General features: G+C 69.2%; 20 protein-coding genes. 7 read left to right on the top strand and 13 right to left on the bottom strand.

Annotation, left to right across the window (positions count from 1 at the left end):
* Window positions 1–30 precede the first annotated feature (30 nt).
* The 4 genes from tal to pgl are packed head-to-tail and all read left to right on the top strand — an operon-like array spanning window position 31 to window position 4,496.
* Entirely contained in the window at window positions 31–1,149 is a 1,119-nt protein-coding gene (gene tal, locus OG510_RS29465; protein ID WP_406140781.1) for a transaldolase, read from the top strand.
* Window positions 1,150–1,153: 4 nt separating this feature from the next.
* A complete protein-coding gene (gene zwf / locus OG510_RS29460; RefSeq protein ID WP_164263402.1) occupies window positions 1,154–2,677 on the top strand; it encodes a glucose-6-phosphate dehydrogenase in 1,524 nt (507 codons plus the stop codon).
* Complete coding sequence (gene opcA, locus OG510_RS29455; RefSeq protein WP_406140780.1) at window positions 2,674–3,717, top strand: glucose-6-phosphate dehydrogenase assembly protein OpcA; 1,044 nt, start codon at window positions 2,674–2,676, stop codon at window positions 3,715–3,717. Before zwf ends, opcA begins: the two co-directional genes overlap by 4 nt.
* Window positions 3,714–4,496 (top strand): 6-phosphogluconolactonase, encoded by a 783-nt coding sequence (gene pgl, locus OG510_RS29450; RefSeq protein WP_406140778.1) that lies wholly within the window; start codon window positions 3,714–3,716, stop codon window positions 4,494–4,496. Before opcA ends, pgl begins: the two co-directional genes overlap by 4 nt.
* A gap of 86 nt (window positions 4,497–4,582) precedes the next feature.
* On the opposite strand, the gene pgi is transcribed toward pgl, so the two are convergent.
* The 11 genes from pgi to OG510_RS29395 form a co-directional block, all read right to left on the bottom strand.
* Window positions 4,583–6,238 (bottom strand): glucose-6-phosphate isomerase, encoded by a 1,656-nt coding sequence (pgi, locus tag OG510_RS29445; protein WP_406142617.1) that lies wholly within the window; start codon window positions 6,236–6,238, stop codon window positions 4,583–4,585.
* A 167-nt stretch (window positions 6,239–6,405) separates the two neighbouring features.
* Window positions 6,406–6,741 carry an RNA polymerase-binding protein RbpA gene (locus OG510_RS29440; protein WP_164263395.1) on the bottom strand — a complete coding sequence of 112 codons (336 nt, stop codon included), beginning with the start codon at window positions 6,739–6,741 and terminating at the stop codon, window positions 6,406–6,408.
* Between the two features lie 133 nt (window positions 6,742–6,874).
* The gene (gene secG, locus OG510_RS29435) at window positions 6,875–7,111 is read right to left on the bottom strand and encodes a preprotein translocase subunit SecG (protein ID WP_343235085.1); all 237 of its coding nucleotides are present in this window, start codon (window positions 7,109–7,111) and stop codon (window positions 6,875–6,877) included.
* Between the two features lie 105 nt (window positions 7,112–7,216).
* Window positions 7,217–8,002: a triose-phosphate isomerase gene (gene tpiA, locus OG510_RS29430; protein WP_406140777.1), complete on the bottom strand. Its 786-nt coding sequence runs from the start codon at window positions 8,000–8,002 to the stop codon at window positions 7,217–7,219.
* 8 nt (window positions 8,003–8,010) lie between these two features.
* Window positions 8,011–9,222 carry a phosphoglycerate kinase gene (locus OG510_RS29425; protein WP_406140776.1) on the bottom strand — a complete coding sequence of 404 codons (1,212 nt, stop codon included), beginning with the start codon at window positions 9,220–9,222 and terminating at the stop codon, window positions 8,011–8,013.
* Window positions 9,223–9,330: 108 nt separating this feature from the next.
* A complete protein-coding gene (gene gap / locus OG510_RS29420) occupies window positions 9,331–10,335 on the bottom strand; it encodes a type I glyceraldehyde-3-phosphate dehydrogenase (RefSeq protein ID WP_164263389.1) in 1,005 nt (334 codons plus the stop codon).
* A 292-nt stretch (window positions 10,336–10,627) separates the two neighbouring features.
* Window positions 10,628–11,617, bottom strand: coding sequence for a DNA-binding protein WhiA (whiA, locus tag OG510_RS29415; RefSeq protein ID WP_406140774.1), 990 nt, complete (start codon window positions 11,615–11,617; stop codon window positions 10,628–10,630).
* Complete coding sequence (yvcK, locus tag OG510_RS29410) at window positions 11,608–12,636, bottom strand: uridine diphosphate-N-acetylglucosamine-binding protein YvcK (RefSeq protein ID WP_406140773.1); 1,029 nt, start codon at window positions 12,634–12,636, stop codon at window positions 11,608–11,610. The genes whiA and yvcK overlap by 10 nt, the downstream gene beginning before the upstream one ends.
* Window positions 12,633–13,607: an RNase adapter RapZ gene (rapZ, locus tag OG510_RS29405; protein ID WP_406140771.1), complete on the bottom strand. Its 975-nt coding sequence runs from the start codon at window positions 13,605–13,607 to the stop codon at window positions 12,633–12,635. Before rapZ ends, yvcK begins: the two co-directional genes overlap by 4 nt.
* The gene (gene uvrC / locus OG510_RS29400; protein ID WP_406140770.1) at window positions 13,600–15,579 is read right to left on the bottom strand and encodes an excinuclease ABC subunit UvrC; all 1,980 of its coding nucleotides are present in this window, start codon (window positions 15,577–15,579) and stop codon (window positions 13,600–13,602) included. Before uvrC ends, rapZ begins: the two co-directional genes overlap by 8 nt.
* A 118-nt stretch (window positions 15,580–15,697) precedes the next feature.
* Window positions 15,698–16,123, bottom strand: coding sequence for a Rieske (2Fe-2S) protein (locus OG510_RS29395; RefSeq protein ID WP_406140769.1), 426 nt, complete (start codon window positions 16,121–16,123; stop codon window positions 15,698–15,700).
* A 123-nt stretch (window positions 16,124–16,246) separates the two neighbouring features.
* Here OG510_RS29395 and OG510_RS29390 point away from each other — a divergent pair, with 123 nt between their 5' ends.
* Window positions 16,247–17,164: a carbohydrate kinase gene (locus tag OG510_RS29390; protein ID WP_406140768.1), complete on the top strand. Its 918-nt coding sequence runs from the start codon at window positions 16,247–16,249 to the stop codon at window positions 17,162–17,164.
* Window positions 17,165–17,273: 109 nt separating this feature from the next.
* Here OG510_RS29390 and uvrA read toward each other — a convergent pair whose 3' ends face one another.
* Window positions 17,274–20,324 (bottom strand): excinuclease ABC subunit UvrA, encoded by a 3,051-nt coding sequence (uvrA, locus tag OG510_RS29385; protein ID WP_406140766.1) that lies wholly within the window; start codon window positions 20,322–20,324, stop codon window positions 17,274–17,276.
* A gap of 188 nt (window positions 20,325–20,512) precedes the next feature.
* Here uvrA and OG510_RS29380 point away from each other — a divergent pair, with 188 nt between their 5' ends.
* On the top strand, window positions 20,513–21,136 hold the full coding sequence (locus OG510_RS29380) for a maleylpyruvate isomerase family mycothiol-dependent enzyme (protein WP_406140765.1): 624 nt from the start codon (window positions 20,513–20,515) through the stop codon (window positions 21,134–21,136).
* 77 nt (window positions 21,137–21,213) lie between these two features.
* Window positions 21,214–21,870 carry an MBL fold metallo-hydrolase gene (locus tag OG510_RS29375; protein ID WP_406140764.1) on the top strand — a complete coding sequence of 219 codons (657 nt, stop codon included), beginning with the start codon at window positions 21,214–21,216 and terminating at the stop codon, window positions 21,868–21,870.
* Between the two features lie 21 nt (window positions 21,871–21,891).
* Here the strand turns inward: OG510_RS29375 and OG510_RS29370 are convergent, their stop codons facing one another.
* Complete coding sequence (locus OG510_RS29370) at window positions 21,892–22,890, bottom strand: TerC family protein (RefSeq protein WP_406140763.1); 999 nt, start codon at window positions 22,888–22,890, stop codon at window positions 21,892–21,894.
* Window positions 22,891–23,064 lie beyond the last annotated feature (174 nt).

Here is a 23,064-nt window from a genome sequence, read left to right as displayed (position 1 = left end):
TATATACGACTAGTAGGAGATGCAATTCCCATGACAGACGCACTCAAGCGCCTCTCCGACGAAGGCGTCGCGATCTGGCTCGACGACCTTTCGCGCAAGCGCATCACGTCAGGCAACCTCGCCGAGCTGATCGACCAGCAGCACGTGGTGGGTGTCACCACCAACCCGTCGATCTTCCAGAAGGCGATCTCGCAGGGCGACGGCTACGACACGCAGCTCACCGACCTCGCGGCCCGCAGGGTCACCGTCGAGGAGGCCGTCCGCATGATCACGACGGCGGACGTCCGTGACGCCGCCGACATCCTGCGCCCGGTCTTCGACGCGACGGACGGCCAGGACGGCCGGGTCTCCATCGAGGTCGACCCGCGGCTCGCCCACAACACCAGGGCCACCACGGCCGAGGCCAAGCAGCTCGCCTGGCTGGTGGACCGCCCGAACACGCTCATCAAGATCCCGGCGACCAAGGCCGGTCTGCCCGCCATCACCGAGACCATCGGCCGGGGCATCAGCGTCAACGTCACGCTGATCTTCTCGCTCGAGCGCTACCTCGCGGTCATGGACGCCTACCTGGCGGGTCTGGAGAAGGCCAAGGCAGCAGGGCTGGACCTCTCCAAGATCCACTCGGTCGCCTCCTTCTTCGTGTCCCGGGTGGACACCGAGATCGACAAGCGGCTGGACGCGCTGGGCACCGACGAGGCGAAGGCCCTCAAGGGCAAGGCCGCCGTCGCCAACGCGCGCCTCGCCTACCAGGCGTACGAGGAGGTCTTCTCCTCCGACCGCTGGGCCGCCCTCGACAAGGCGCACGCCAACAAGCAGCGCCCGCTGTGGGCGTCGACCGGCGTCAAGGACCCGGCGTACCGCGACACGATGTACGTCGTGGACCTGGTCGCGCCCAACACGGTGAACACCATGCCGGAGGCGACGCTCGACGCCACCGCCGACCATGGCGAGATCACCGGCAACGCCGTTTCCGGCACCTACGAGCAGGCCCGCGCCGCGCTCGATGCCGTGGAGAAGCTCGGGATCTCGTACGACGACGTCGTACAGGTCCTGGAGGACGAGGGAGTCGAGAAGTTCGCGACCTCCTGGAACGACCTGCTCAAGTCCACTGAGGCAGAGCTCGAGCGCCTCGCCCCTTCGGAGGGCTGAAACCTTGTCAAGCAGCAACCCGCTGCGTGACGCTGCGGACCGACGGCTCCCGCGTATCGCGGGGCCGTCGGGCCTGGTCATTTTTGGCGTCACGGGTGATTTGTCCCGTAAAAAGCTGATGCCCGCTGTCTACGACCTGGCCAATCGCGGTCTGCTGCCACCGGGCTTCTCGCTCATCGGCTTCGCGCGCCGCGACTGGGAGGACGAGGACTTCGCCCAGGTCGTCCACGACTCCGTCAAGGAGCACGCGCGGACACCGTTCCGCGAGGAGGTCTGGCAGCAGCTCATCCAGGGCATGCGCTTCGTCCAGGGCGACTTCGACGACGACGCCGCGTTCGCCACCCTCAAGTCGACCATCGAGGAGCTGGACAAGCAGCAGGGCACCGGAGGCAACTTCGCCTTCTACCTGTCGGTCCCGCCCAAGTTCTTCCCCAAGGTCGTCCAGCAGCTCAAGAAGCACGGACTCGCCGACCAGAAGGACGGCTCCTGGCGCCGTGCGGTCATCGAGAAGCCGTTCGGCCACGACCTGAAGAGCGCACAGGAGCTCAACCAGGTCGTGCACGAGGTCTTCCCGCCGAACGAGGTCTTCCGGATCGACCACTACCTCGGCAAGGAGACCGTCCAGAACATCCTGGCGCTCCGCTTCGCCAACACCCTCTTCGAGCCGATCTGGAACCGGTCGTACGTCGACCATGTCCAGATCACCATGGCCGAGGACATCGGGATCGGCGGCCGCGCCGGGTACTACGACGGCATCGGCGCCGCCCGTGACGTCATCCAGAACCACCTGCTCCAGCTGCTCGCGCTGACCGCGATGGAGGAGCCCGCCTCCTTCGACGCCCACGCGCTGGTGGCCGAGAAGACCAAGGTGCTGGGCGCCGTCCGGCTGCCCAAGGACCTCGGCAAGGAGACCGTGCGCGGCCAGTACGCCGCGGGCTGGCAGGGCGGCGAGCAGGCCGTCGGGTATCTCCAGGAGGACGGCATCGACCCCAAGTCGACGACCGACACCTACGCGGCCGTACGGCTGGAGATCGACAACCGCCGCTGGGCGGGCGTCCCCTTCTACCTGCGCACCGGCAAGCGCCTCGGCCGCCGTGTCACCGAGATCGCGGTGGTCTTCCAGCGCGCCCCGCACTCCCCGTTCGACCACACGGCGACGGAGGAGCTGGGCCAGAACGCGATCGTCATCCGCGTCCAGCCCGACGAGGGCATCACCATGCGGTTCGGCTCCAAGGTGCCCGGCACCTCGATGGAGATCCGGGACGTGTCGATGGACTTCGCGTACGGCGAGTCCTTCACCGAGTCCAGCCCCGAGGCGTACGAGCGGCTCATCCTCGATGTACTGCTCGGCGACTCGAACCTCTTCCCGCGCCTGGAGGAGGTCGAGCAGTCCTGGCGGATCCTCGACCCGATCGAGGAGTACTGGGACACCCACGGAAAGCCCGCGCAGTACGAGTCGGGCACCTGGGGACCGGCCGAGGCGGACGAAATGCTCGCACGAGAAGGACGGAGCTGGCGTCGGCCATGAAAATCGATCTGACGGAAACCACAGCCAGCAAGGTCAACAAGGCACTGGTGGAGGGGCGCCGCGCCGTCGGCACCCCCGCCGTCGGCATGGTGCTGACGCTCGTCATCGTGACCGACGAGGAGAACGCCTACGACGCGCTCAAGGCGGCCAACGAAGCGTCCCGCGAGCACCCCTCGCGCACCCTCGTCGTCGTCAAGCGGGTCTCCCGCTCCCCGCGCGACCGGGCCACGGCCCGGCTCGACGCGGAGATCCGGGTCGGTACGGACGCGGGCAGCGGCGAGACCGTCGTCCTGCGGATGTACGGCGAGGTGCTGCACCACGCCCAGTCGGTGGTGCTGCCGCTGCTGCTGCCGGACGCCCCCGTGGTGGTCTGGTGGCCGGTCAACGCGCCGCTCGACCCCGCGAAGGACCCGCTGGGCGCACTGGGCCAGCGCCGGGTCACCGACTCCTACGCGGCCGAGCAGCCCATCGCCGAGCTCACCGGCAGGGCCGCCGCCTACACACCGGGCGACACGGACCTGTCCTGGTCGCGCATCACCCCCTGGCGTTCGATGCTCGCCGCGGCCCTGGACCAGGTGCCGAGCCGGGTCAAGGGCGCCGAGGTGGAGGGCGAGGAGTTCAATCCGAGCTGTGAGCTGCTCGCGATGTGGCTCGCCGACCGGCTCGACGTACCGGTGACCCGTTCCGTCTCGTCCGGCCCCGGTCTCACGGCCGTACGGATGCAGACGGACCACGGCGAGATCGTGCTGGACCGTCCCGACGGTTCGCTGGCCACGCTCTGCATGGAGGGCCAGCCGGACCGCGCGGTGGCGCTCAAGCGCCGGGAGACCTCGGAGCTGCTCGCCGAGGAGCTGCGCAGGCTGGACCCGGACGACACCTACGCGGCCTCGCTGAAGTACGGCGTTGACCGGCTGGTCACCCCCGCGCCGAAGCAGGCCGGCAACGGGTCGGCCGCCGGGTCCGACGAGACGGCCGATGAGCCGGGCAAGGCCGCGCCGGCCGGAAAGAAGGCGCCCGCGAAGAAGGCGGCGTCGAAGTGAGTACGCCACAGCTCGCCGTCCACCGGGACAAGGAGCTGATGGCCCACACCACGGCGGCCCGGCTGATCACGAAGATCGTGGACGCCCAGGCCGCCCGCGGCTCCGCGTCGGTGGTGCTGACCGGCGGGCGCAACGGCAACGGGCTGCTCGCGGCCCTCGCCGAGGCGCCCGCCCGGGACGCCGTCGACTGGTCGCGGATCGATCTGTGGTGGGGCGACGAGCGCTTCCTGCCGGAGGGCGACCCCGAGCGGAACGTCACCCAGGCACGGGCCGCGCTGCTCGACTCGGTCGGGGTGAACCCCGAGCGGGTGCACGCCATGGCCGCTTCGGACGGCCCGTACGGCAGCGATGTGGAGGCGGCGGCCGCGGCGTACGCGGCGGAGCTGGCCGCCGCGGCGGGCCCCGGGGACCACGGCGATGTGCCGTCGTTCGACGTGCTGATGCTGGGGGTGGGCCCGGACGCGCATGTGGCCTCGCTCTTCCCCGAGCTGCCGGCCGTACGGGAGTCCGTACGCACCGTCGTCGGTGTGCACGGTGCGCCCAAGCCGCCGCCCGTCCGGCTGTCACTGACGCTGCCCGCGATCCGGGCCGCGCGCGAGGTGTGGCTGCTCGCGGCGGGCGAGGACAAGGCCGGGGCCGCGGCTCTCGCCCTGTCGGGGGCCGGAGAGGTCCAGGCCCCGGCAGCGGGTGCCAGGGGCCGCAACAGGACGCTGTGGCTGCTTGACGCGGCGGCCGCCTCGCATCTGCCGCCGCAGCTCTACGCGCCGGCCACCGCCTGACGGCGGGCACCGCGACAGAGGACCGGCCCGCACCCCCCCTGCTGGGGGTGCGGGCCGGTCCTCTGCGTGTCTCCGTACCGCTGCCGCTACTGCTTGGCCCGCAGCGCGCGGTAGGTGTCCACCAGCGTGGCGGTGGAGCTGTCCAGGTCCGCGCCGCCCTTGCCGCCGGTCAAAACCGACTCGATCTTCTTGGCGAGCACCTTGCCCAGCTCGACGCCCCACTGGTCGAAGGAGTCGATGTTCCAGATGGCGCCCTGGACGAAGACCTTGTGCTCGTAGAGCGCGATCAGCTGCCCCAGGACGGACGGGGTGAGCGTGTCGGCGAGGATCGTGGACGTCGGGTGGTTGCCGCGGAACGTCTTGTGCGGGACCAGCTCCTCCGCGACACCCTCGGCCCGTACCTCGTCGGGGGTCTTGCCGAAGGCCAGGGCCTGGGTCTGGGCGAAGAAGTTCGCCATCAGGAGGTCGTGCTGGGCCGCCAGACCGGGCGTCAGGTCATCGACGGGCCTGGCAAAGCCGATGAAGTCCGCAGGGACGACCTTGGTGCCCTGGTGCAGCAGCTGGTAGTACGCGTGCTGGCCGTTGGTGCCGGGCGTCCCCCAGACCACCGGGCCGGTCTGCCAGTCGACCGGGACGCCCTCGCGGTCCACGGACTTGCCGTTGGACTCCATGTCGAGCTGCTGGAGGTACGCCGTGAACTTGGACAGGTAGTGCGAGTACGGCAGGACCGCGTGCGACTGGGCGTCGAAGAACGCGCCGTACCAGACGCCGAGCAGGCCGAGCAGCAGCGGGATGTTCTCCTCGGGCGGCGCGGTGCGGAAGTGCTCGTCGATCAGGTGGAAACCGTCGAGCATCTCGCGGAAGCGGTCCGGGCCGATCGCGATCATCAGCGAGAGGCCGATCGCCGAGTCGTAGGAGTACCGGCCGCCGACCCAGTCCCAGAACTCGAACATGTTGGCCGTGTCGATACCGAAGTCCTCGACCTTCTCGGCGTTCGTCGACAGCGCCACGAAGTGCTTGGCCACGGCTTCCTGACCGGCCCGCAGATGCGTCAGCAGCCAATTGCGCGCGGACGTCGCGTTGGTGATGGTCTCGATGGTGGTGAAGGTCTTGGAGGCGATGATGAAGAGCGTCTCGGCCGGGTCCAAGTCCCTTACGGCCTCGTGCAGATCGGCACCGTCGACGTTCGAGACGAAGCGGACCGTCAGCCCGCGGTCGGTGAAGGAGCGCAGCGCCTCGTACGCCATCGCCGGGCCCAGGTCCGAGCCGCCGATGCCGATGTTGACGACGTTCTTGATGGGCTTGCCGGTGTGCCCGGTCCACTCCCCCGACCTGACCTTCTCCGAGAAGGCGGCCATCTTGTCGAGCACGGCGTGCACGGCGGGCACGACGTTCTCGCCGTCCACCTCGATGACGGCGCCGCGCGGGGCACGGAGCGCGGTGTGCAGCACCGCGCGGTCCTCGGTGGTGTTGATCTTCTCGCCGCGGAACATCGCGTCGCGCAGCCCGGCCACCCCGGCAGCGGCGGCCAGCTCACGGAGCAGGCCCAGCGTCTCGCCGGTCACCAGGTGCTTGGAGTAGTCGAGATACAGATCGCCGGCCCGGAGGGTGTAGGTGCTCCCCCGCTCCGGATCCCTGTCGAACAGCTCCCGGAGACGCGTGTCGCCCAGCTGCTCCCGGTGCTTGGCCAGAGCGGTCCACTCGGGCATCTGGTTGAGCCTGGTACGGCCTGCTGCGTTCATCTCGGACATCAGTCCATTCTTCTCGTACCTGCGTACATGCCCCGCTCCACCCAACCTAATTGATCCGGCGGGCGAGTGCCGCGACCGGAGCTCCCGGCGCACGGGCAGCGGCCACTACGCAGTCCGGCCGGGCACCCGAGTGGGTTCCGGCCGGAAATTCAGAGTATTCAGATCTCGCCCCGGAGCTTCGCCAGGGCCTCGGCGAGGATCGCTTCGCCGTCCTCGTCGCTGCGCCGCTCGCGCACATAGGCGAGGTGCGTCTTGTAGGGCTCGGTACGCGGTGGGTCCGGGGGGTTGTCGCTGTCCTGACCTGCCGGGAACCCACAGCGCGGGCAGTCCCAGGTCTCCGGGACCTGCGCGTCGTGGGCGAAGCTCGGCTGCGTCTCGTGCCCGTTCGAGCACCAGAAGGAGATGCGGAGGCGCGGTGCGGACTCGCCCCGCTCGGCCTCCCCCATCGGCCCCGCTCCGACCCGGCTTCCCCGGATCGCGTTGCCACTTGCCACGGTCGTAACTCCCTGCGTGATGGTGCTCGAAGATGCCCCAGTCTACGTAAGGCCCAACGCGCGTCCAGTGATTGGAGTTACACCCCCGCGCGGAAACGCGGGCGACACGCGGCGAGAACGTGGATACGGACGGTCAGTTCTTCAGCTTCATCAGCAGGCCGAGCACGACGATGCAGGCGAACCAGCAGAGGCCGAGCACCACGGTGATGCGGTCGAGGTTGCGCTCGGCGACCGAGGAGCCGCCGACGGACGACTGCATGCCGCCACCGAACATGTCGGAGAGGCCGCCGCCCTTCCCCTTGTGCATCAGCACCAGCAGCATCAGCAGCAGGCTGAAGACGATCAGGGCGATCGAGAACCCCAGAATCACGGCTGGACCAACTTCCTCGGAACTCATAACGGACGACGGGGCCGGACGGCTGGTGCCAGCCGTCTCGGCCCCGCAAGGGTACGACGGATCCGCGCTAGCGCATACTCACTGGTCGCGGAAGCGGACGATCTTGACGAACTCGTCGGCGTCGAGGGCGGCGCCGCCGATCAGCGCACCGTCCACATCGGGCTGGGCCATGATCGCGGCGACGTTCCCGGACTTGACCGAGCCGCCGTACTGGATACGGACCTTGTCGGCCAGCTCCTGCGAGTACAGCTCGGCCAGCCGGCCGCGGATCGCCCCGCAGACCTCCTGGGCGTCCTCGGGGGTGGCGACCTCGCCGGTGCCGATCGCCCAGACCGGCTCGTACGCGATCACGACGGACTCGGCCTCGTCGGCCGGGATGTCCTCGAGGCCGCCGTCGAGCTGCTTGAGCGTGTACTCGACCTGCTGGCCGGCCTTGCGGATGTCCAGGCCCTCGCCGACGCAGAGGATCGGGGTGATGCCGTGCCGGTAGGCGGCCTTGACCTTGGCGTTGCAGACCTCGTCGGTCTCGGCGTGGTACTGGCGGCGCTCGCTGTGCCCGACGGCCACATAGGCGCACTTCAGCTTGGCCAGCATCGGCCCGGAGACCTCACCGGTGTACGCGCCGGAGTCGTGCGCCGAGATGTCCTGGGCGCCGTACTTGATCTTCAGCTTGTCGCCGTCGACGAGGGTCTGGACGGAACGCAGGTCCACGAAGGGCGGCAGGACCGCCACCTCGACGGCGTCGTAGTCCTTGTCGGCGAGGGCGAAGGAGAGCTTCTGGACGTGGGCGATGGCCTCGAGGTGGTTGAGGTTCATCTTCCAGTTGCCCGCCATCAGCGGGGTGCGGGTGCTCTGATTTGTCATGAGGTTTGTCAGTTCTCCAGTGCGGCGAGGCCGGGAAGCGTCTTGCCCTCGAGGTATTCGAGGCTGGCGCCGCCACCGGTCGAGATGTGTCCGAACTTGTTCTCGTCGAAGCCCAGGATGCGGACCGCGGCTGCGGAGTCACCGCCGCCGACGACCGTGAAGGCCGGGCTGTCGAGGAGTGCCTGCGCGACGGCGCGGGTGCCGTCGGCGTAGTCGGGGTGCTCGAAGACGCCCATCGGGCCGTTCCAGAAGACGGTGGCCGCGTCGGCGAGCTTCGATGCGTAGAGCTTGTTGGTCTCGGGGCCGTTGTCCAGGCCCATCTGCCCGGCCGGGATCGCGTCGGCGGGCACGGTCTCGGGGTGCGTCGGCGCCTTGGCCTTGAGGTCGGGGAACTCCGCGGAGACCACGACGTCGACGGGCAGCACGAACTCCACACCCTTGGCCTTGGCGCGCTCCAGATACTCACGGACCACCGGGATCTGGTCCTCCTGGAGGAGGGAGCTGCCGACCTCGTGGCCCTGGGCCTTGAGGAAGGTGTACGCCATGCCGCCGCCGATGAGGATGCGGTCGGCGCGCTCCAGGAGGTGGTCGATGACGCCGAGCTTGTCGGAGACCTTGGCGCCGCCGAGCACCACCGCGTACGGGCGCTTGACATCGGAGGTCAGCTTCTTGAGGACGCCGACCTCGGTGGCGATGAGGTATCCGGCGGCGTGCGGCAGGCGCGCCGGGAGGTCGTAGACCGAGGCGTGCTTGCGGTGCACGGCGCCGAAGCCGTCACCGACGTAGAGGTCGGCCAGCTCGGCGAGCTGATCGGCGAAGGCGCCGCGCTCGGCGTCGTCCTTCGAGGTCTCACCGGCGTTGAAGCGGAGGTTCTCGATGACGGCGACCTGGCCGTCGGCGAGAGCGGCGACGGTGGCCCTGGCGGATTCGCCGACCGTGTCGGTGGCGAACGCGACGTCGGCGCCGAGGAGTTCACCGAGGCGCGCCGCCGCGGGGGCGAGCGAGAACGCCGGGTCCGGGGCGCCCTTCGGGCGGCCCAGGTGCGAGGCGACGACGACACGGGCGCCGGCCTCCGCGAGCTTGGCCACCGTCGGCTGGACCGCGCGGATCCGGCCGTCGTCGGTGATGGTGGTGCCGGAGAGCGGCACATTGAGGTCGGCGCGGACGAATACCCGCTTGCCCGCGACCCCTTCGGCGAGAAGTTCGTCGATGGTCTTCATGAGTTCCTGGACTCCTTGGACGTTCTGGACAGGCCACGGGGCCCGGACCGCGCTTCCTCGCGCGTGTCCGAGCCCCGTGCTCACATCGAGGCGCCTACCGGCCCGTGATCAGAGCTGGTTGCCGACAAAGACTGTCAGGTCGACGAGGCGGTTGGAGTAGCCCCACTCGTTGTCGTACCAGCCGATGACCTTGACGCTCTTGCCCTGGACCATGGTCAGGGAGGAGTCGAAGGTGCAGGACGCCGGCCAGTTGACGATGTCCGAGGAGACGATCGGGTCCTCGGTGTAGTCGAGGAGCCCCTTGAGCTGGCCCTCGGACGCCTTCTGGAACGCGGCGTTGACCTCGTCCTTGGTGACCTCGCGCTCCAGCTCGATGACCAGGTCGGTCACGGAGCCGGTCGGGACCGGGACGCGCATCGCGATGCCGTCGAGCTTGCCCTCGAGCTCCGGGATGACCAGCGCGGTGGCCTTGGCGGCACCCGTGGTGGTCGGAATGATGTTCTCGGCGGCGGCGCGGGCGCGACGCAGGTCCGAGTGCGGGTAGTCCAGGATGCGCTGGTCGTTGGTGTACGCGTGGACGGTCGTCATCATGCCCTTGACGATGCCGAAGTTCTCCAGGAGAACCTTGGCCATCGGCGCCACACAGTTGGTGGTGCAGGAGGCGTTGGAGATGACGTGGTGCTTCGCCGCGTCGTACTTGTCCTGGTTGACGCCCATCACGATGGTGATGTCCTCGCCCTTGGCCGGAGCCGAGATGAGGACCTTCTTGGCGCCGCCGGCGATGTGCTTCTCGGCGTCGGCCTTCTTCGTGAAGAAGCCGGTCGACTCGATGACGATGTCGACGCCCAGCTGACCCCAGGGGATCTCGGCCGGGTTGCGCTCGGACAGCACCTTGATGGTGTGTCCGTCGACGGTGATGGTGTCTGCGGTGTGAGAGACCTCGGCCTTGAGACGGCCCAGAATCGTGTCGTACTTCAGCAGATGCGCAGTGGTCGCGGTGTCACCCAGGTCGTTGACAGCCACGATCTCGATGTCAGCACCCTGCTCCAGCAGCGCGCGGAAGTAGTTACGACCGATGCGGCCAAAGCCGTTGATGCCTACGCGGATCGTCACGAACTCGATCTCCTCGTTGGTACGCCGGGTTTCGACGCCACGGCGAGATGTATGGGATGTCCCCGACCGCCTCCGACCCTACCTCTCGAAAGCCCTCAGGGTCATATCGAACAGGACCGTAAGGAAATTCATCCGCGGCACACGGACACCCGTACTCATCAGTACATTCCCCGGGGCTCATACGACGCTGCCGGTGCCCATATGGGCACCGGCAGCGTCGCGTTGTTCTCCGCGGGATCACAATGCCGAAATACGGGAATCGGGAATAGCGGAAACAGCTGTATTCGGCGGCTCAGCCGACCAGGCTGTCGTCCATCTCCTCGGAAAGCGTGGACTCCGTACCGGGAATCCCCAGATCCTGGGCCCGCTTGTCGGCCATGGCCAGCAGCCGTCGGATCCGGCCGGCGACGGCGTCCTTGGTCAGCGGCGGGTCGGCGAGCGCGCCGAGCTCCTCCAGCGATGCCTGCTTGTGCTCCATCCGCAGCCGGCCGGCCGCGGCGAGGTGCTCGGGCACCTCGTCGGCGAGGATCTCCAGCGCACGGCCGACCCGGGCCCCCGCGGCGACCGCGGCCCTCGCCGAGCGGCGGAGGTTGGCGTCGTCGAAGTTGGCGAGGCGGTTGGCGGTGGCCCTGACCTCGCGGCGCATCCGCCGCTCCTCCCAGGCCAGGACGGAGTCGTGTGCGCCGAGCCGGGTGAGGAGGGCGCCGATGGCGTCCCCGTCCCGGACGACGACCCGGTCCACACCGCGGACCTCACGGGCCTTGGAGGCGATCTGCAGCCTGCGCGCCGCGCCCACCAGAGCGAGCGCCGCCTCGGGTCCGGGGCAGGTGACCTCGAGCGATGAGGAGCGGCCTGGCTCGGTGAGTGAGCCGTGTGCCAGGAAGGCGCCGCGCCAGGCCGCCTCGGCATCGCAGGTGGCCCCCGAGACGACCTGCGGGGGCAGACCGCGGATGGGGCGGCCGCGGCCGTCCACCAGGCCGGTCTGGCGGGCCAGCTGGTCGCCGCCCGCCACGACCCGTACGACAAAACGGCTGCCTCTGCGCAGTCCGCCGGGGGCCATCACGATCAGTTCGGAATTGTGTCCGAAGATCTCCAGGATGTCCCGCTTGAGCCTGCGCGCCGCCATGGCGGTGTCCAGCTCCGCCTCGATCACAATCCGCCCGCTCACCAGGTGCAGCCCGCCGGCGAACCGAAGAATCGCCGAAACCTCCGCCTTCCTGCAGCAGGTCCGGGTGACGGGGAGCCGGGAGACTTCGTCCTTCACCGCTGCCGTCATCGCCATGGGCCGATCCTTCCATGCATCCGAAAAATACGGTCGTACGCGGCGGCCAGCAGCTCCCTGTCGTGTGTCGGGGAGCCGTCGGGCGAGGCCACGGGCGCCAGCTCGACCGCCGCACCGAGCCCTTTGGCGGCTTCGGCGAGACTCGCACGGTCGGGCACGGCGGCCTCGTCGGCAAGCACCACGTCCAGGGCGAGTTTAGGGGCGTGTCGGGCCAAAACCTCCAAATGACGCTGCGGTGAGAAGCCACTGGTTTCACCGGGTTGCGGCGCGAGATTGAGCGAGAGCACCTTGCGCGCCTTCGTTTCGACCAGCGCGTCGTGCAGTTCGGGCACCAGCAGATGCGGGATCACCGACGAGAACCAGGAGCCGGGGCCGAGCACCACCCAGTCCGCGTCGAGGACCGCGGCGACGGCCTCAGGGACGGCCGGCGGGTCGTTCGGCACCAGGTGCACGGACTGCACCTCGCCCGGGGTGAGGGCGACCGTGGCCTGGCCGCGGACCGTGTCGACGTCGTCGGGGCGGGCCGGGTCGTGGCCGCGGACCAGGGCCTGGAGCTCCAGTGGCACCGCGGACATCGGCAGCACCCTGCCGTGCGCCCCGAGCAGCTTGCCGACCAGGTCCAGGGCCTGTACGTGGTCGCCGAGCTGCTCCCACAGGGCGACGATCAGCAGATTGCCGACCGCGTGCTCGTGCAGCTCGCCCTGGGACTGGAAGCGGTGCTGGATGACGCGGGCCCAGGTCTGCCCCCAGTCGTCGTCCCCGCAGAGCGCGGCGAGCGCCTTGCGGAGATCGCCGGGCGGCAGCACGCCCAGTTCCTCGCGGAGCCGGCCACTGGAACCGCCGTCGTCGGCGACGGTCACCACGGCGGTCAGGTCCCCGGTGATGCGCCGCAGCGCGGCGAGCGAGGCGGAGAGCCCCATTCCGCCGCCCAGTGCGACGACCTTCGGCTGGGTGCCGCGCCTGATCCGGCCCGGTACCAGCCGTACGCGCCGCAGCTTGGCGGTACTTCGGCCTGTCACTCGCGCCCCATGTCGCGGTGGACGAGCACCGTCTCGATCCCTTCCGACGCCAACCGGGCGGCGAGCTTCTCGGACATCGCCACGGAACGGTGCTTGCCGCCGGTACACCCGACGGCGATGGTCACGTACCGCTTGCCCTCGCGCCGGTAGCCGGTGGCGATGATCTGGAGCAGCTCGCTGTACTGGTCGAGGAACTCCTTGGCGCCCGGCTGGTTGAAGACGTACGCCGACACCTCCTCGTTGAGGCCGGTGAAGGGGCGCAGCTCGGGCACCCAGTGCGGGTTGGGCAGGAAGCGGCAGTCGACGACCAGGTCCGCGTCGACCGGGAGGCCGTACTTGTAGCCGAACGACATCACGGTCGCCCGCAGCTCGGGCTCCTCGTCGCCGGCGAACTGGGCGTCCATCTTGGCCCGCAGTTCGTGCACGTTGAGGCTGGAGGTGTCGATCACCAGGTCGGCGTCGCCGCGCAGCTCGCGCAGCAGGTCGCGCTCGGCGGCGATGCCGTCGGTGATCCGGCCGTCCCCCTGGAGCGGGTGCGGTCTGCGCACGGATTCGAAGCGGCGCACCAGCGCGTCGTCGGAGGACTCCAGGAAGACGATCCGCCGGGTGACCTGCTTGGCGGCGAGGTCGGCGAGGGACTGGCGCAGATTGTCGAAGAAGCGCCGGCCGCGTACGTCGACGACGACGGCGATACGGGCCACGTTGCCCTGGGAGCGGGCGCCGAGCTCGACCATGGTGGGGATCAGGGCGGGCGGGAGGTTGTCGACGACGAACCAGCCGAGGTCCTCCAGGCACTTCGCCGCAGTGGAACGCCCGGCGCCGGACATCCCGGAGATGATCACCAGCTCCGGAATGGCCGCTTCCGCGGTCTCGGCCGGTGTGCCGGTGGTCGCACCGCCGGTGGTCGCACCGCCCGTGCCCGCACTGCCCGTACTCACGTGTGCTCCGTCCCGTTCCTGCTCGTCACTCATGTGTGTCGCCCCCGTCGTCTTCAATGATCTCTCCTGTTGCCGTGTTCACGGCAGGTGCGGCCGGCGCTGTCCCTGCGAGCGCGGCGACCACCGACTCGGCCGTCCTGCGGCCTATGCCGGGCACTTCGCAGATCTGGTCGATTGTGGCCTGCCTCAGCTTCTTGACCGAGCCGAAGTGCTTGATCAGGGCCTGTTTCCTGGTCTCCCCCAGGCCGGCGACGGAGTCGAGCGGGCCCGCCTTGAAGCGCTTGGCCCGCTTGGCCCGCTGATAGGTGATGGCGAAGCGGTGGGCCTCGTCCCGCACCCGCTGGAGGAGGTAGAGCCCCTCGCTCGACCGGGGCAGGACCACCGGGTCGTCGTCGCCCGGCAGCCAGACCTCCTCCAGGCGCTTGGCCAGACCGCAGACGGCGACGTCATCGATGCCCAGCTCGTCCAGCGCGCGCTTCGCGGCCGCCACCTGGGGCTGGCCGCCGTCGACCACCACCAGCTGCGGCGGGTACGCGAACCGCTTGGGGCGGCCGTCCTCCTCGACCGCCTCGGCGGCCTGCTCCTCGGTCCACTCCCCCGTCCGCTCCTTCTCCTGGAGATACCGCCGGAAGCGCCGGGTGAGCACCTCGTGCATGGACCGGACGTCGTCCTGGCCCTCGAAACCCTTGATCTGGAAGCGGCGGTACTCCCCCTTGCGGACCAGACCGTCCTCGAAGACCACCATCGAACCGACCACGTCGTCGCCCTGGAGGTGGGAGATGTCGTAGCACTCGATCCGCAGCGGCGCGCTGTCGAGGCCGAGCGCGGCGGCGATCTCCTCCAGGGCCCGGGAGCGGGTCGTGAGGTCGGACGCGCGCTTGGTCTTGTGCAGCACCAGCGCCTGCTGGGCGTTGCGCTGCACGGTCGCCATCAGGTCCTTCTTGTCGCCGCGCTGCGGGATACGCAGCGAGACATGCGAGCCCCGGCGGTCGGCCAGCCACTGGGTGACGGCGTCGGTCTGCTCCGGGAGGGCCGGGACCAGCACCTCCTTGGGCACGCCCTCGCCCTTCTCCTCGCCGTACAGCTGCTGGAGCGCGTGCTCGACGAGGCCGGAGGTCTCCACGGCCTCGACCTTGTCGGTGACCCAGCCGCGCTGGCCGCGGACCCGGCCGCCCCGTACGTGGAAGATCTGGACGGCGGCCTCCAGCTCGTCCTCGGCGACGGCGATCAGGTCGGCGTCGGTGGCGTCGTTGAAGACGACCGCGTTCTTCTCCAGAGCGCGCTTGAGCGCCTCTATGTCGTCGCGGAGCCTGGCCGCCTTCTCGTACTCCATCTCCTCGGCCGCGTCCCGCATCTCCTGCTCGATGCGCCGTATGTACGCGCCGGTGCGGCCGGCCATGAAGTCGCAGAACTCCTCGGCCAGTTCGCGGTGCTCCTCGGGGGTGACACGGCCGACGCAGGGCGCCGAGCACTTGCCGATGTAGCCGAGGAGGCAGGGGCGGCCGATCTGCGCGGAGCGCTTGAACACCCCGGCGGAGCAGGTGCGTACGGGGAAGACGCGGAGCATCAGGTCGACGGTCTCGCGGATGGCCCAGGCATGGCCGTAGGGGCCGAAGTAGCGCACGCCCTTCTTCTTGGGGCCGCGCATCACCTGCACCCGGGGGAATTCCTCGTTCATCGTCACCGCGAGGGACGGATAGCTCTTGTCGTCGCGGTACTTGACGTTGAAACGGGGGTCGAATTCCTTGATCCAGGAGTATTCGAGCTGGAGCGCCTCGACCTCGGTGGAGACCACCGTCCACTCCACGGACGCGGCGGTGGTGACCATCGTGCGGGTGCGCGGGTGGAGATGGGCCACGTCCTGGAAGTACGAGGACAGGCGTGGGCGCAGGCTCTTCGCCTTCCCGACGTAGATCACCCGGTGGTGCTCGTCGCGGAATTTGTAGACCCCCGGGGAGTCGGGGATCTGTCCCGGCTTGGGGCGGTAACTGGAGGGGTCTGCCATGTCTCCCACCCTACTGGCGGTGACTGACAGCGCGGAGTCACCGCGGGCGGAGTCACCGCGGAGGGCGTACTGCGGGCGGGGTCGCAGCGGGCGGCGTACCGCCTGCGGGGTGGCGGGGTCAGACCTTCTTGTCGGGGCCGGCGATCAGCTTGCCGCCCACCACCTTGACCGGCACGTCAGCGAGCGGCCGGCCGGCCGGGCCCTGCAGCACCTTGCCGGTCGTGACATCGAAGCGGCTGCCGTGGCAGGGGCAGATGCCGACCTTGCCCTCGATCTTCTGCAGGGGGCAGTTCTGGTGGGTGCACCGCGACCAGAGCGCCTTGTACGCGTCGGCGCTCGGCCGGCTCACGATCAGGAACTGGTCCCGGTAGTACTTGACCCCGCCGACCGGTACGGCGTCGGCGGCCCCCAGGTCGACGGGCTTGTCGGGGCCCGACGATGTGCTGCTGCCACCGCCCGAGCAGGCGGTGAGCCCGAGCCCCGCGGCGCCCGCCAGGGCGGCTCCCATGAGGACGGAACGACGGGCGGGCGGCAGACCGGACATGTGAGGCTCCACTGTTCAACAGGCATCGGCGACGGAACCGACCATACCGGTGGAGATCTCCGCCGCCGCAGGCGGTGTTCACGGCGTTTACGGGCCTGGGAACTTCGGCTACGTTCGGGATCTGTGATCACCGTCGCCGGAGAATCCCTGATCGACCTGGTGCCGCAGCACGCCGCCGCGCCCGGTGAACCCCTGCCCGCACTGCTGCCACGGCTGGGCGGCGGGCCCTACAACACGGCTGTCGCCCTGGGCCGGCTCGGTGCCCGGGTGGGCTTCTGCTCCCGGGTGTCGACCGACGGCTTCGGCGACGCGCTGCTCGGCGGGCTGCGGGCGGCCGGGGTGGACCTCTCCCTGGTCCAGCGGGGCCCTGAGCCGACGACGCTCGCGGTGGCGTCGCTGAGCACCGACGGCTCCGCGGGCTTCGGCTTCTACGCCGAGGGGAGCGCGGACCGCCTGTTCGAGCTGCCGGAGCAACTGCCCCACGAGGTGACGGCGTTGTCCCTGGGCACCTGTTCGCTGGTCCTCGAACCGGGTGCGAGTGCGTACGAGGCGCTGCTGCGGCGGGAATCGGCGCGCGGGGTGTTCACATTGCTCGACCCGAACATCAGGGCGGGGCTGATCCAGGACGGTGACGCCTACCGGAAGCGGTTCAGGGGCTGGCTGCCGGATGTCACCCTCCTGAAGCTGTCGGAGGAGGACGCCCAGTGGCTCGGCGGCACCCCGGAGGAGTGGCTGGCCGCGGGGCCGCAGGCGGTGGTGGTCACCCACGGCGGCGACGGGCTGACCGTACGCACCAGGGCGGGCGGCGAGTACGCGGTCCCCGGTGCGGCGGTCGATGTGGTGGACACGATCGGCGCGGGCGACACGGTCAACGCGGCGCTGCTGCACGGTCTCGCGGAGCGGGACGCGCTGTCGGCGACGGCGGTCGCCGCACTGTCCTGCGACGACTGGGCCGAGGTCCTGGCCTTCGCGGCCCGGGCGGCCGCGGTGACCTGCTCACGTACCGGGGCCGAACCGCCGTACGCCCACGAGCTGGCCTGAGCTCCAGCGGCGGGGAAGGGCGCGGGGCCCCGCCCCGCCGGGAGGCCCCGTCCCTCCCCGCCGCTGGAGTCACACCGGCGTCACGCCGGCGTCACGCCTGCCGTCGGCCTCACGAAGAGCGCCGGGCGCGCACCGCCTTCTTCGCCGCCGGCTTCTTCGCGGCCGGCTTCTTCGCCGCCGTCCCAGCCGTGGCCGCCTTGGCCGTGGCGCCGCCCTTCGCCGCTGCCGCCTTCTGTGCCGCTGTCTTCTTCACCGCGGCCTTCTTTACAGCGGCCTTCTTCGCCGGCGCCTTCGTGACCTGGGTGGCGTCGCTGATCCGCTCGGCGTCCAGGATGTCCCGCAGGAACTTCCCGGTGTGGCTGGCCGGGACCCCGGCGACCTGCTCGGGAGTGCCCTCGGCGATGACCAGGCCACCGCCGTTGCCGCCCTCGGGGCCCATGTCGACGACCCAGTCGGCGGTCTTGACGACATCCAGGTTGTGCTCGATGACGATCACCGTGTTGCCCTTGTCGACCAGACCCGACAGCACGTTGATCAGCTTGCTGATGTCCTCGAAGTGAAGGCCCGTCGTCGGCTCGTCCAGGACGTAGACCGTGCGGCCGGTGGAGCGCTTCTGGAGCTCGCTCGCCAGCTTCACCCGCTGCGCCTCACCGCCCGACAGCGTCGGCGCGGACTGGCCGAGCCTGACGTAGCCCAGGCCCACCTCGTGGAGCGTGCGCAGATGACGCGCGATCGTCGGGACGGCCTCGAAGAAGTCCAGGCCCTCCTCGATCGGCATGTCCAGGACCTCGGCGATGGACTTGCCCTTGTAGTGGACCTCCAGGGTCTCCCGGTTGTAGCGCGCACCGTGGCAGACCTCGCACGGGACGTACACATCCGGCAGGAAGTTCATCTCGATCTTGATCGTGCCGTCGCCCGAGCAGTTCTCGCAGCGGCCGCCCTTGACGTTGAAGGAGAAGCGCCCGGGCAGATAGCCCCGGACCTTCGCCTCCATGGTCTCGGCGAACAGCCTGCGCACATGGTCGAAGACCCCGGTGTACGTCGCCGGGTTGGACCGGGGGGTGCGGCCGATCGGCGACTGGTCGACGTGGACGACCTTGTCGACCAGGTCGTCGCCGTCGACCCGGGTGTGCCGGCCGGGGACCGTACGCGCGCCGTTGAGCTCACGTGCGAGGTGGGTGTAGAGGATGTCGTTGACCAGGGTCGACTTGCCGGAGCCGGAGACACCGGTGACCGCGGTCAGCACCCCCAGCGGGAAGGACACGTCGATGTCCCTGAGGTTGTTCTCCCGGGCGCCGTGCACCGTCAGCCGCCGGCCCGGGTCCACGGGCCTGCGCAGGTCCGGGATCGGGATGGCCTTCTTGCCCGCCAGATACTGGCCGGTCAGGGACTCCTTGTTGGTGAGGAGGTCCTTCAGCGACCCGGAGTGCACGACCTTGCCGCCGTGCTCACCCGCGCCGGGACCGATGTCCACGACCCAGTCGGCGACCTTGATGGTGTCCTCGTCGTGCTCGACGACGATCAGGGTGTTGCCCATGTCGCGCAGCCGGACGAGTGTCTCGATGAGGCGGTGGTTGTCGCGCTGGTGCAGACCGATGGACGGCTCGTCCAGTACGTACAGCACCCCGACCAGACCGGAACCGATCTGGGTGGCCAGCCTGATGCGCTGTGCCTCGCCGCCGGAGAGCGTGCCCGCCGCGCGGTTGAGCGAGAGGTAGTCGAGGCCGACGTCGACCAGGAACTTCAGCCGTTCGTTGACCTCCTTGAGCACCCGCTCGGCGATCTTCTTGTCGCGGGCGTTGAGCTTCAGCCGGCCCAGGAAGTCCGCGCACTCGCTGATCGACATCGCCGCGACCTCGGCGATGGACTTCTCCATCACGGTGACCGCGAGGACGATCGGCTTCAGCCGGGTGCCCTCACAGGTCGGGCAGGGCACCTCGCGCATATAGCCCTCGAAGCGCTCCCTGCTGGAGTCGCTCTCCGCCTCGGAGTGCCGCCGCTTGACGAAGGGCACCACGCCCTCGAAGGAGGTCGTGTAGGCGCGCTCGCGCCCGTACCTGTTGCGGTAGCGGACCTCGATCTGGGTCTTGTGGCCGTTCAGCAGGGCCTTCTTGGCGCGCTGCGGCAGCCCGGCCCAGGGGATGTCGGTCCGGAAGCCGAGCTCGCCGGAGAGGGCGCCGACCAGCCGTGCGAAGTACTCCTTGGTGTGGCCGTGTGACCACGGGGAGATCGCGCCCTCGTCGAGGGACTTGTCCTCGTCCGGGACGATCAGCTCGGGGTCGACCTCCATCCGCGTCCCGATCCCGGTGCAGTCCGGGCAGGCGCCGAAGGGCGAGTTGAACGAGAAGGAGCGCGGCTCAAGCTCCTCGAAGGACAGGTCGTCATGGGCGCAGTAGAGGTGCTCGGAGTACATCCGCTCACGCTCGGGGTCGTCCGCCGGCAGATCCACGAAGTCCAGGATGACCATGCCGCCGGCCAGCCCGAGCGCGGTCTCTACCGAGTCGGTGAGGCGGCGCTTGGCGCTGTCCTTCACCGTGAGACGGTCGATGACCACCTCGATGGTGTGCTTCTCCTGCTTCTTCAGCTTGGGCGGATCGGAGAGCTGGATCGTCTCGCCGTCCACCCGGGCACGGCTGTACCCCTTGGTCTGAAGGTCGGAGAAGAGGTCGACGAATTCGCCCTTGCGCTCCCGCACGAGCGGCGAGAGCACCTGGAAGCGGCTGCCCTCGGGCAGTTCGAGGACCTTGTCGACGATGGCCTGCGGGGACTGGCGCGAGATGGGCCGGCCGCACTGGGGGCAGTGCGGCTTGCCGATACGGGCGAAGAGCAGCCGGAGGTAGTCGTAGACCTCGGTGATCGTGCCGACCGTCGAGCGCGGGTTGCGCGAGGTCGACTTCTGGTCGATCGAGACAGCGGGGGACAGACCCTCGATGAAGTCCACATCGGGCTTGTCCATCTGCCCGAGGAACTGCCGGGCGTACGAGGAGAGCGACTCGACATAGCGGCGCTGCCCCTCGGCGAAGATCGTGTCGAACGCGAGGGAGGACTTGCCCGATCCGGAGAGCCCGGTGAAGACGATCAGGGAGTCACGCGGGAGGTCGATCGAGACGTTTTTGAGGTTGTGCTCGCGAGCGCCACGAACGATGAGACGGTCGGCCACGCCGGTCCGCACCTTTCTGAGAGAAGAAGCAGGGGCGGAGCCCCCTCCCCAGGGTATGGGGGGCGCCTCAGCGATGTCGGATGATGCCTTGTTGGATGTCTCTCACGAGCCTATAGCACGCGCATTCGATTAACGGCCATCGGTAAACAGCTTCACCCGAAGGAGTGGAGGGGCCTATCGTCAGCTGCATGATCGACCACGCGCGCGACCTGAGATCTGTGGATGAGGCGACCGAACGGCTCCTGGCCGCGGCCGCCGGACTGGACAACGTCACGGTCGCGGAACCGTCACGGCTTCCCGGCTGGTCCCGCGGTCATGTACTCGCCCACCTCTCACGTAACGCCGACGCGATCGGAAATGTTCTCGCCGGTCTGCCGATGTACGCGTCGGCCGAGGCCCGCGACGCCGACATCGAGCGTGACGCGCACCGCACGCTCGCCGTGCAGCTCGCGGACGTACGTGAGAGCGCAGCCCGGTTCCGTGAGCGCTCGGAGCTTCCCGCGGACTGGTCAAGGACCGTGACCCTCCGCAACGGCGTCACCGACACCGCCGCCCGCATCCCCTTCCGCCGCTGGGTCGAGCTCGAGCTGCACCATGTCGACCTCGGGATCGGCTACGAGCTGGATGACCTTTCCGCGGAATTCACCGAGCGGGAGATCGCCTTCCTGCGTGAGCGCTTCTCCGCCGACCCCGCGGTGGCCGGGGTCACGGGCCCGCCCGCTGCGCTGGTGGGCTGGCTGTCGGGGCGCGGCGACGGCGAGGGGCTGACGGTCCCCGGCGGTGGGGCGCTGCCGGCCCTGCCGCCGCTCTAGAACAACGGCCGGGGCAGCGGCTCCTGAGTCCGCACTCCGGGCACCCGGCCCCACACAGCCGCTCTAGACTCGGCACCATGACGTACAGCGGAGTGGTGAAGGTCGACGGCCCGGCGGACGTACACGAGCTGACAGCTCTGATGATCTCCAAGGTCGCGGTGGGCCCGATGAACAACAACGCGTATCTGCTGCGCTGCCGGGAGTCCGGGGAGCAGATGCTGATCGACGCGGCCAACGACACCGCGACGCTGCTGCAGCTGATCGGTGACGACTCCATCGCCTCCGTGGTCACCACCCACCGCCACGGCGACCACTGGCAGTCCTTGCAGGCCGTCGTGGACGCCACCGGCGCCCGCACCTACGCGGGGCGGTACGACGTCGGCGGCATTCCGGTCGCCACCGATGTCCCGGTGGAGGACGGTGACACGATCAGGGTGGGCCGGGTCGAGCTGAACGTCCGCCGGCTGATCGGCCACACCCCGGGCTCCATCGTGCTCATCTACGACGACCCGCACGGCCACCCGCATGTCTTCACCGGCGACTGCCTCTTCCCCGGCGGGGTCGGGAACACCCATGACGACCCCGAGGCGTTCGCCAGCCTGCTCGGCGGTATCGAGGAGAAGCTCTTCGACCGGCTCTCCGACGAGACCTGGGTCTATCCGGGGCACGGGCACGACACCACGCTGGGCGCCGAGCGCCCGCACCTCGCGGAGTGGCGCGCACGCGGCTGGTGAGCCGGCACCTGCACCCGCCCCTCACACGTCGACGCTGTCCTGGTTGCCCTTGTCCGGCGTCCCGGCCTGTCCAGCGGCTGCTTGCTTCCGGTTGGCGAGGAGGCTGGTGACCGTGGTGACGATCAGGACACCGCAGATGACCGCCAGCGAGACCGGGATGGAGATCTCCGGCACGGGCGCCCCGGACTCGTGCAGCGCGTGCAGCAGCAGTTTGACGCCGATGAAGCCGAGGATGACCGACAGCCCGTAGCTGAGGTGCACCAGCTTCTTCAGCAGGCCGCCTATGAGGAAGTACAGCTGGCGCAGGCCCATCAGGGCGAAGGCGTTGGCGGTGAAGACGATGTACGGGTCCTTGGTGAGGCCGAAGATCGCCGGGATCGAGTCCATCGCGAACAGCACGTCGGTGGTGCCGATGGCCAGCATCACGACCATCAGCGGCGTCATGATCCGCTTGCCGTTCTGCCGGATGAAGAGCTTGGTGCCGTGGTAGCGGTCGGCCACGCCGAGCCGCCGCTCGACCGACTTGAGGAGGCGGTTCTCCTCGAACTCCTCTTCCTCGTCGCCGGATCGCGCTTCCTTGATGAGCTTCCAGGCGGTGTAGATCAGGAACGCGCCGAAGAGGAAGAAGACCCACGAGAAACCGGCGATGATCGCCGCGCCCGCCGCGATGAAGACCGCGCGCAGCACCAGAGCTATCAGGACACCGAACAGCAGCACCCGCTGCTGCAGGTGGGACGGCACCGAGAACTTCGCCATGATCAGGATGAAGACGAAGAGGTTGTCGACGCTCAGCGACTTCTCGGTGATGAAACCGGCGAAGAACTCTCCGGACGCCTGGCCACCGCTGAAGAGCAGCAGACCGAGGCCGAAGAGCGCGGCCAGGACGATCCAGACCACGGTCCAGACACTGGCTTCCCTGACCGATACGTCGTGCGGTTTGCGCCCGATCACGAAGTCGACCGCGATCAGCGCGCCCAGACCAAGAATGGTCAGCGCCCACAGGGTCAGTGAAACGTCCATCACGCCTCCGGCGATTGCTACGGCTACTTGATCAGCGTCGTCGCTGCCGGAGGTCTCTTCCACCCGCGCCGGACGGACCGGCACATCGGGCCGGCGCCCCGGAACCCGAACAGGTCCGTACTGACGGGTGCGCCGCACTTGGGGAGTACTCCCCTCCGCACCAAGAACAGTACA

The organism is Streptomyces sp. NBC_01089, from assembly GCF_045162975.1.
In the GTDB taxonomy this organism is placed as follows: Bacteria; Actinomycetota; Actinomycetes; order Streptomycetales; family Streptomycetaceae; genus Streptomyces.
Note: the sequence above shows the minus strand (reverse complement) of the source record. Positions and strands in the feature narration are given on the sequence as shown.

Excerpts from the sequence above, each read along its gene's own strand:
- uvrC (WP_406140770.1), bottom strand. The coding sequence starts at position 15,579 with ATGGCAGACCCCTCCAGTTACCGCCCCAAGCCGGGACAGATCCCCGAC.
- opcA (WP_406140780.1), top strand. The coding sequence starts at position 2,674 with ATGAAAATCGATCTGACGGAAACCACAGCCAGCAAGGTCAACAAGGCA.
- OG510_RS29425 (WP_406140776.1), bottom strand. The coding sequence starts at position 9,222 with ATGAAGACCATCGACGAACTTCTCGCCGAAGGGGTCGCGGGCAAGCGG.
- tal (WP_406140781.1), top strand. The coding sequence starts at position 31 with ATGACAGACGCACTCAAGCGCCTCTCCGACGAAGGCGTCGCGATCTGG.
- OG510_RS29370 (WP_406140763.1), bottom strand. The coding sequence starts at position 22,890 with ATGGACGTTTCACTGACCCTGTGGGCGCTGACCATTCTTGGTCTGGGC.
- OG510_RS29395 (WP_406140769.1), bottom strand. The coding sequence starts at position 16,123 with ATGTCCGGTCTGCCGCCCGCCCGTCGTTCCGTCCTCATGGGAGCCGCC.
- rapZ (WP_406140771.1), bottom strand. The coding sequence starts at position 13,607 with ATGAGTGACGAGCAGGAACGGGACGGAGCACACGTGAGTACGGGCAGT.
- OG510_RS29380 (WP_406140765.1), top strand. The coding sequence starts at position 20,513 with ATGATCGACCACGCGCGCGACCTGAGATCTGTGGATGAGGCGACCGAA.
- tpiA (WP_406140777.1), bottom strand. The coding sequence starts at position 8,002 with ATGACAAATCAGAGCACCCGCACCCCGCTGATGGCGGGCAACTGGAAG.
- OG510_RS29375 (WP_406140764.1), top strand. The coding sequence starts at position 21,214 with ATGACGTACAGCGGAGTGGTGAAGGTCGACGGCCCGGCGGACGTACAC.
- whiA (WP_406140774.1), bottom strand. The coding sequence starts at position 11,617 with ATGGCGATGACGGCAGCGGTGAAGGACGAAGTCTCCCGGCTCCCCGTC.
- pgi (WP_406142617.1), bottom strand. The coding sequence starts at position 6,238 with ATGAACGCAGCAGGCCGTACCAGGCTCAACCAGATGCCCGAGTGGACC.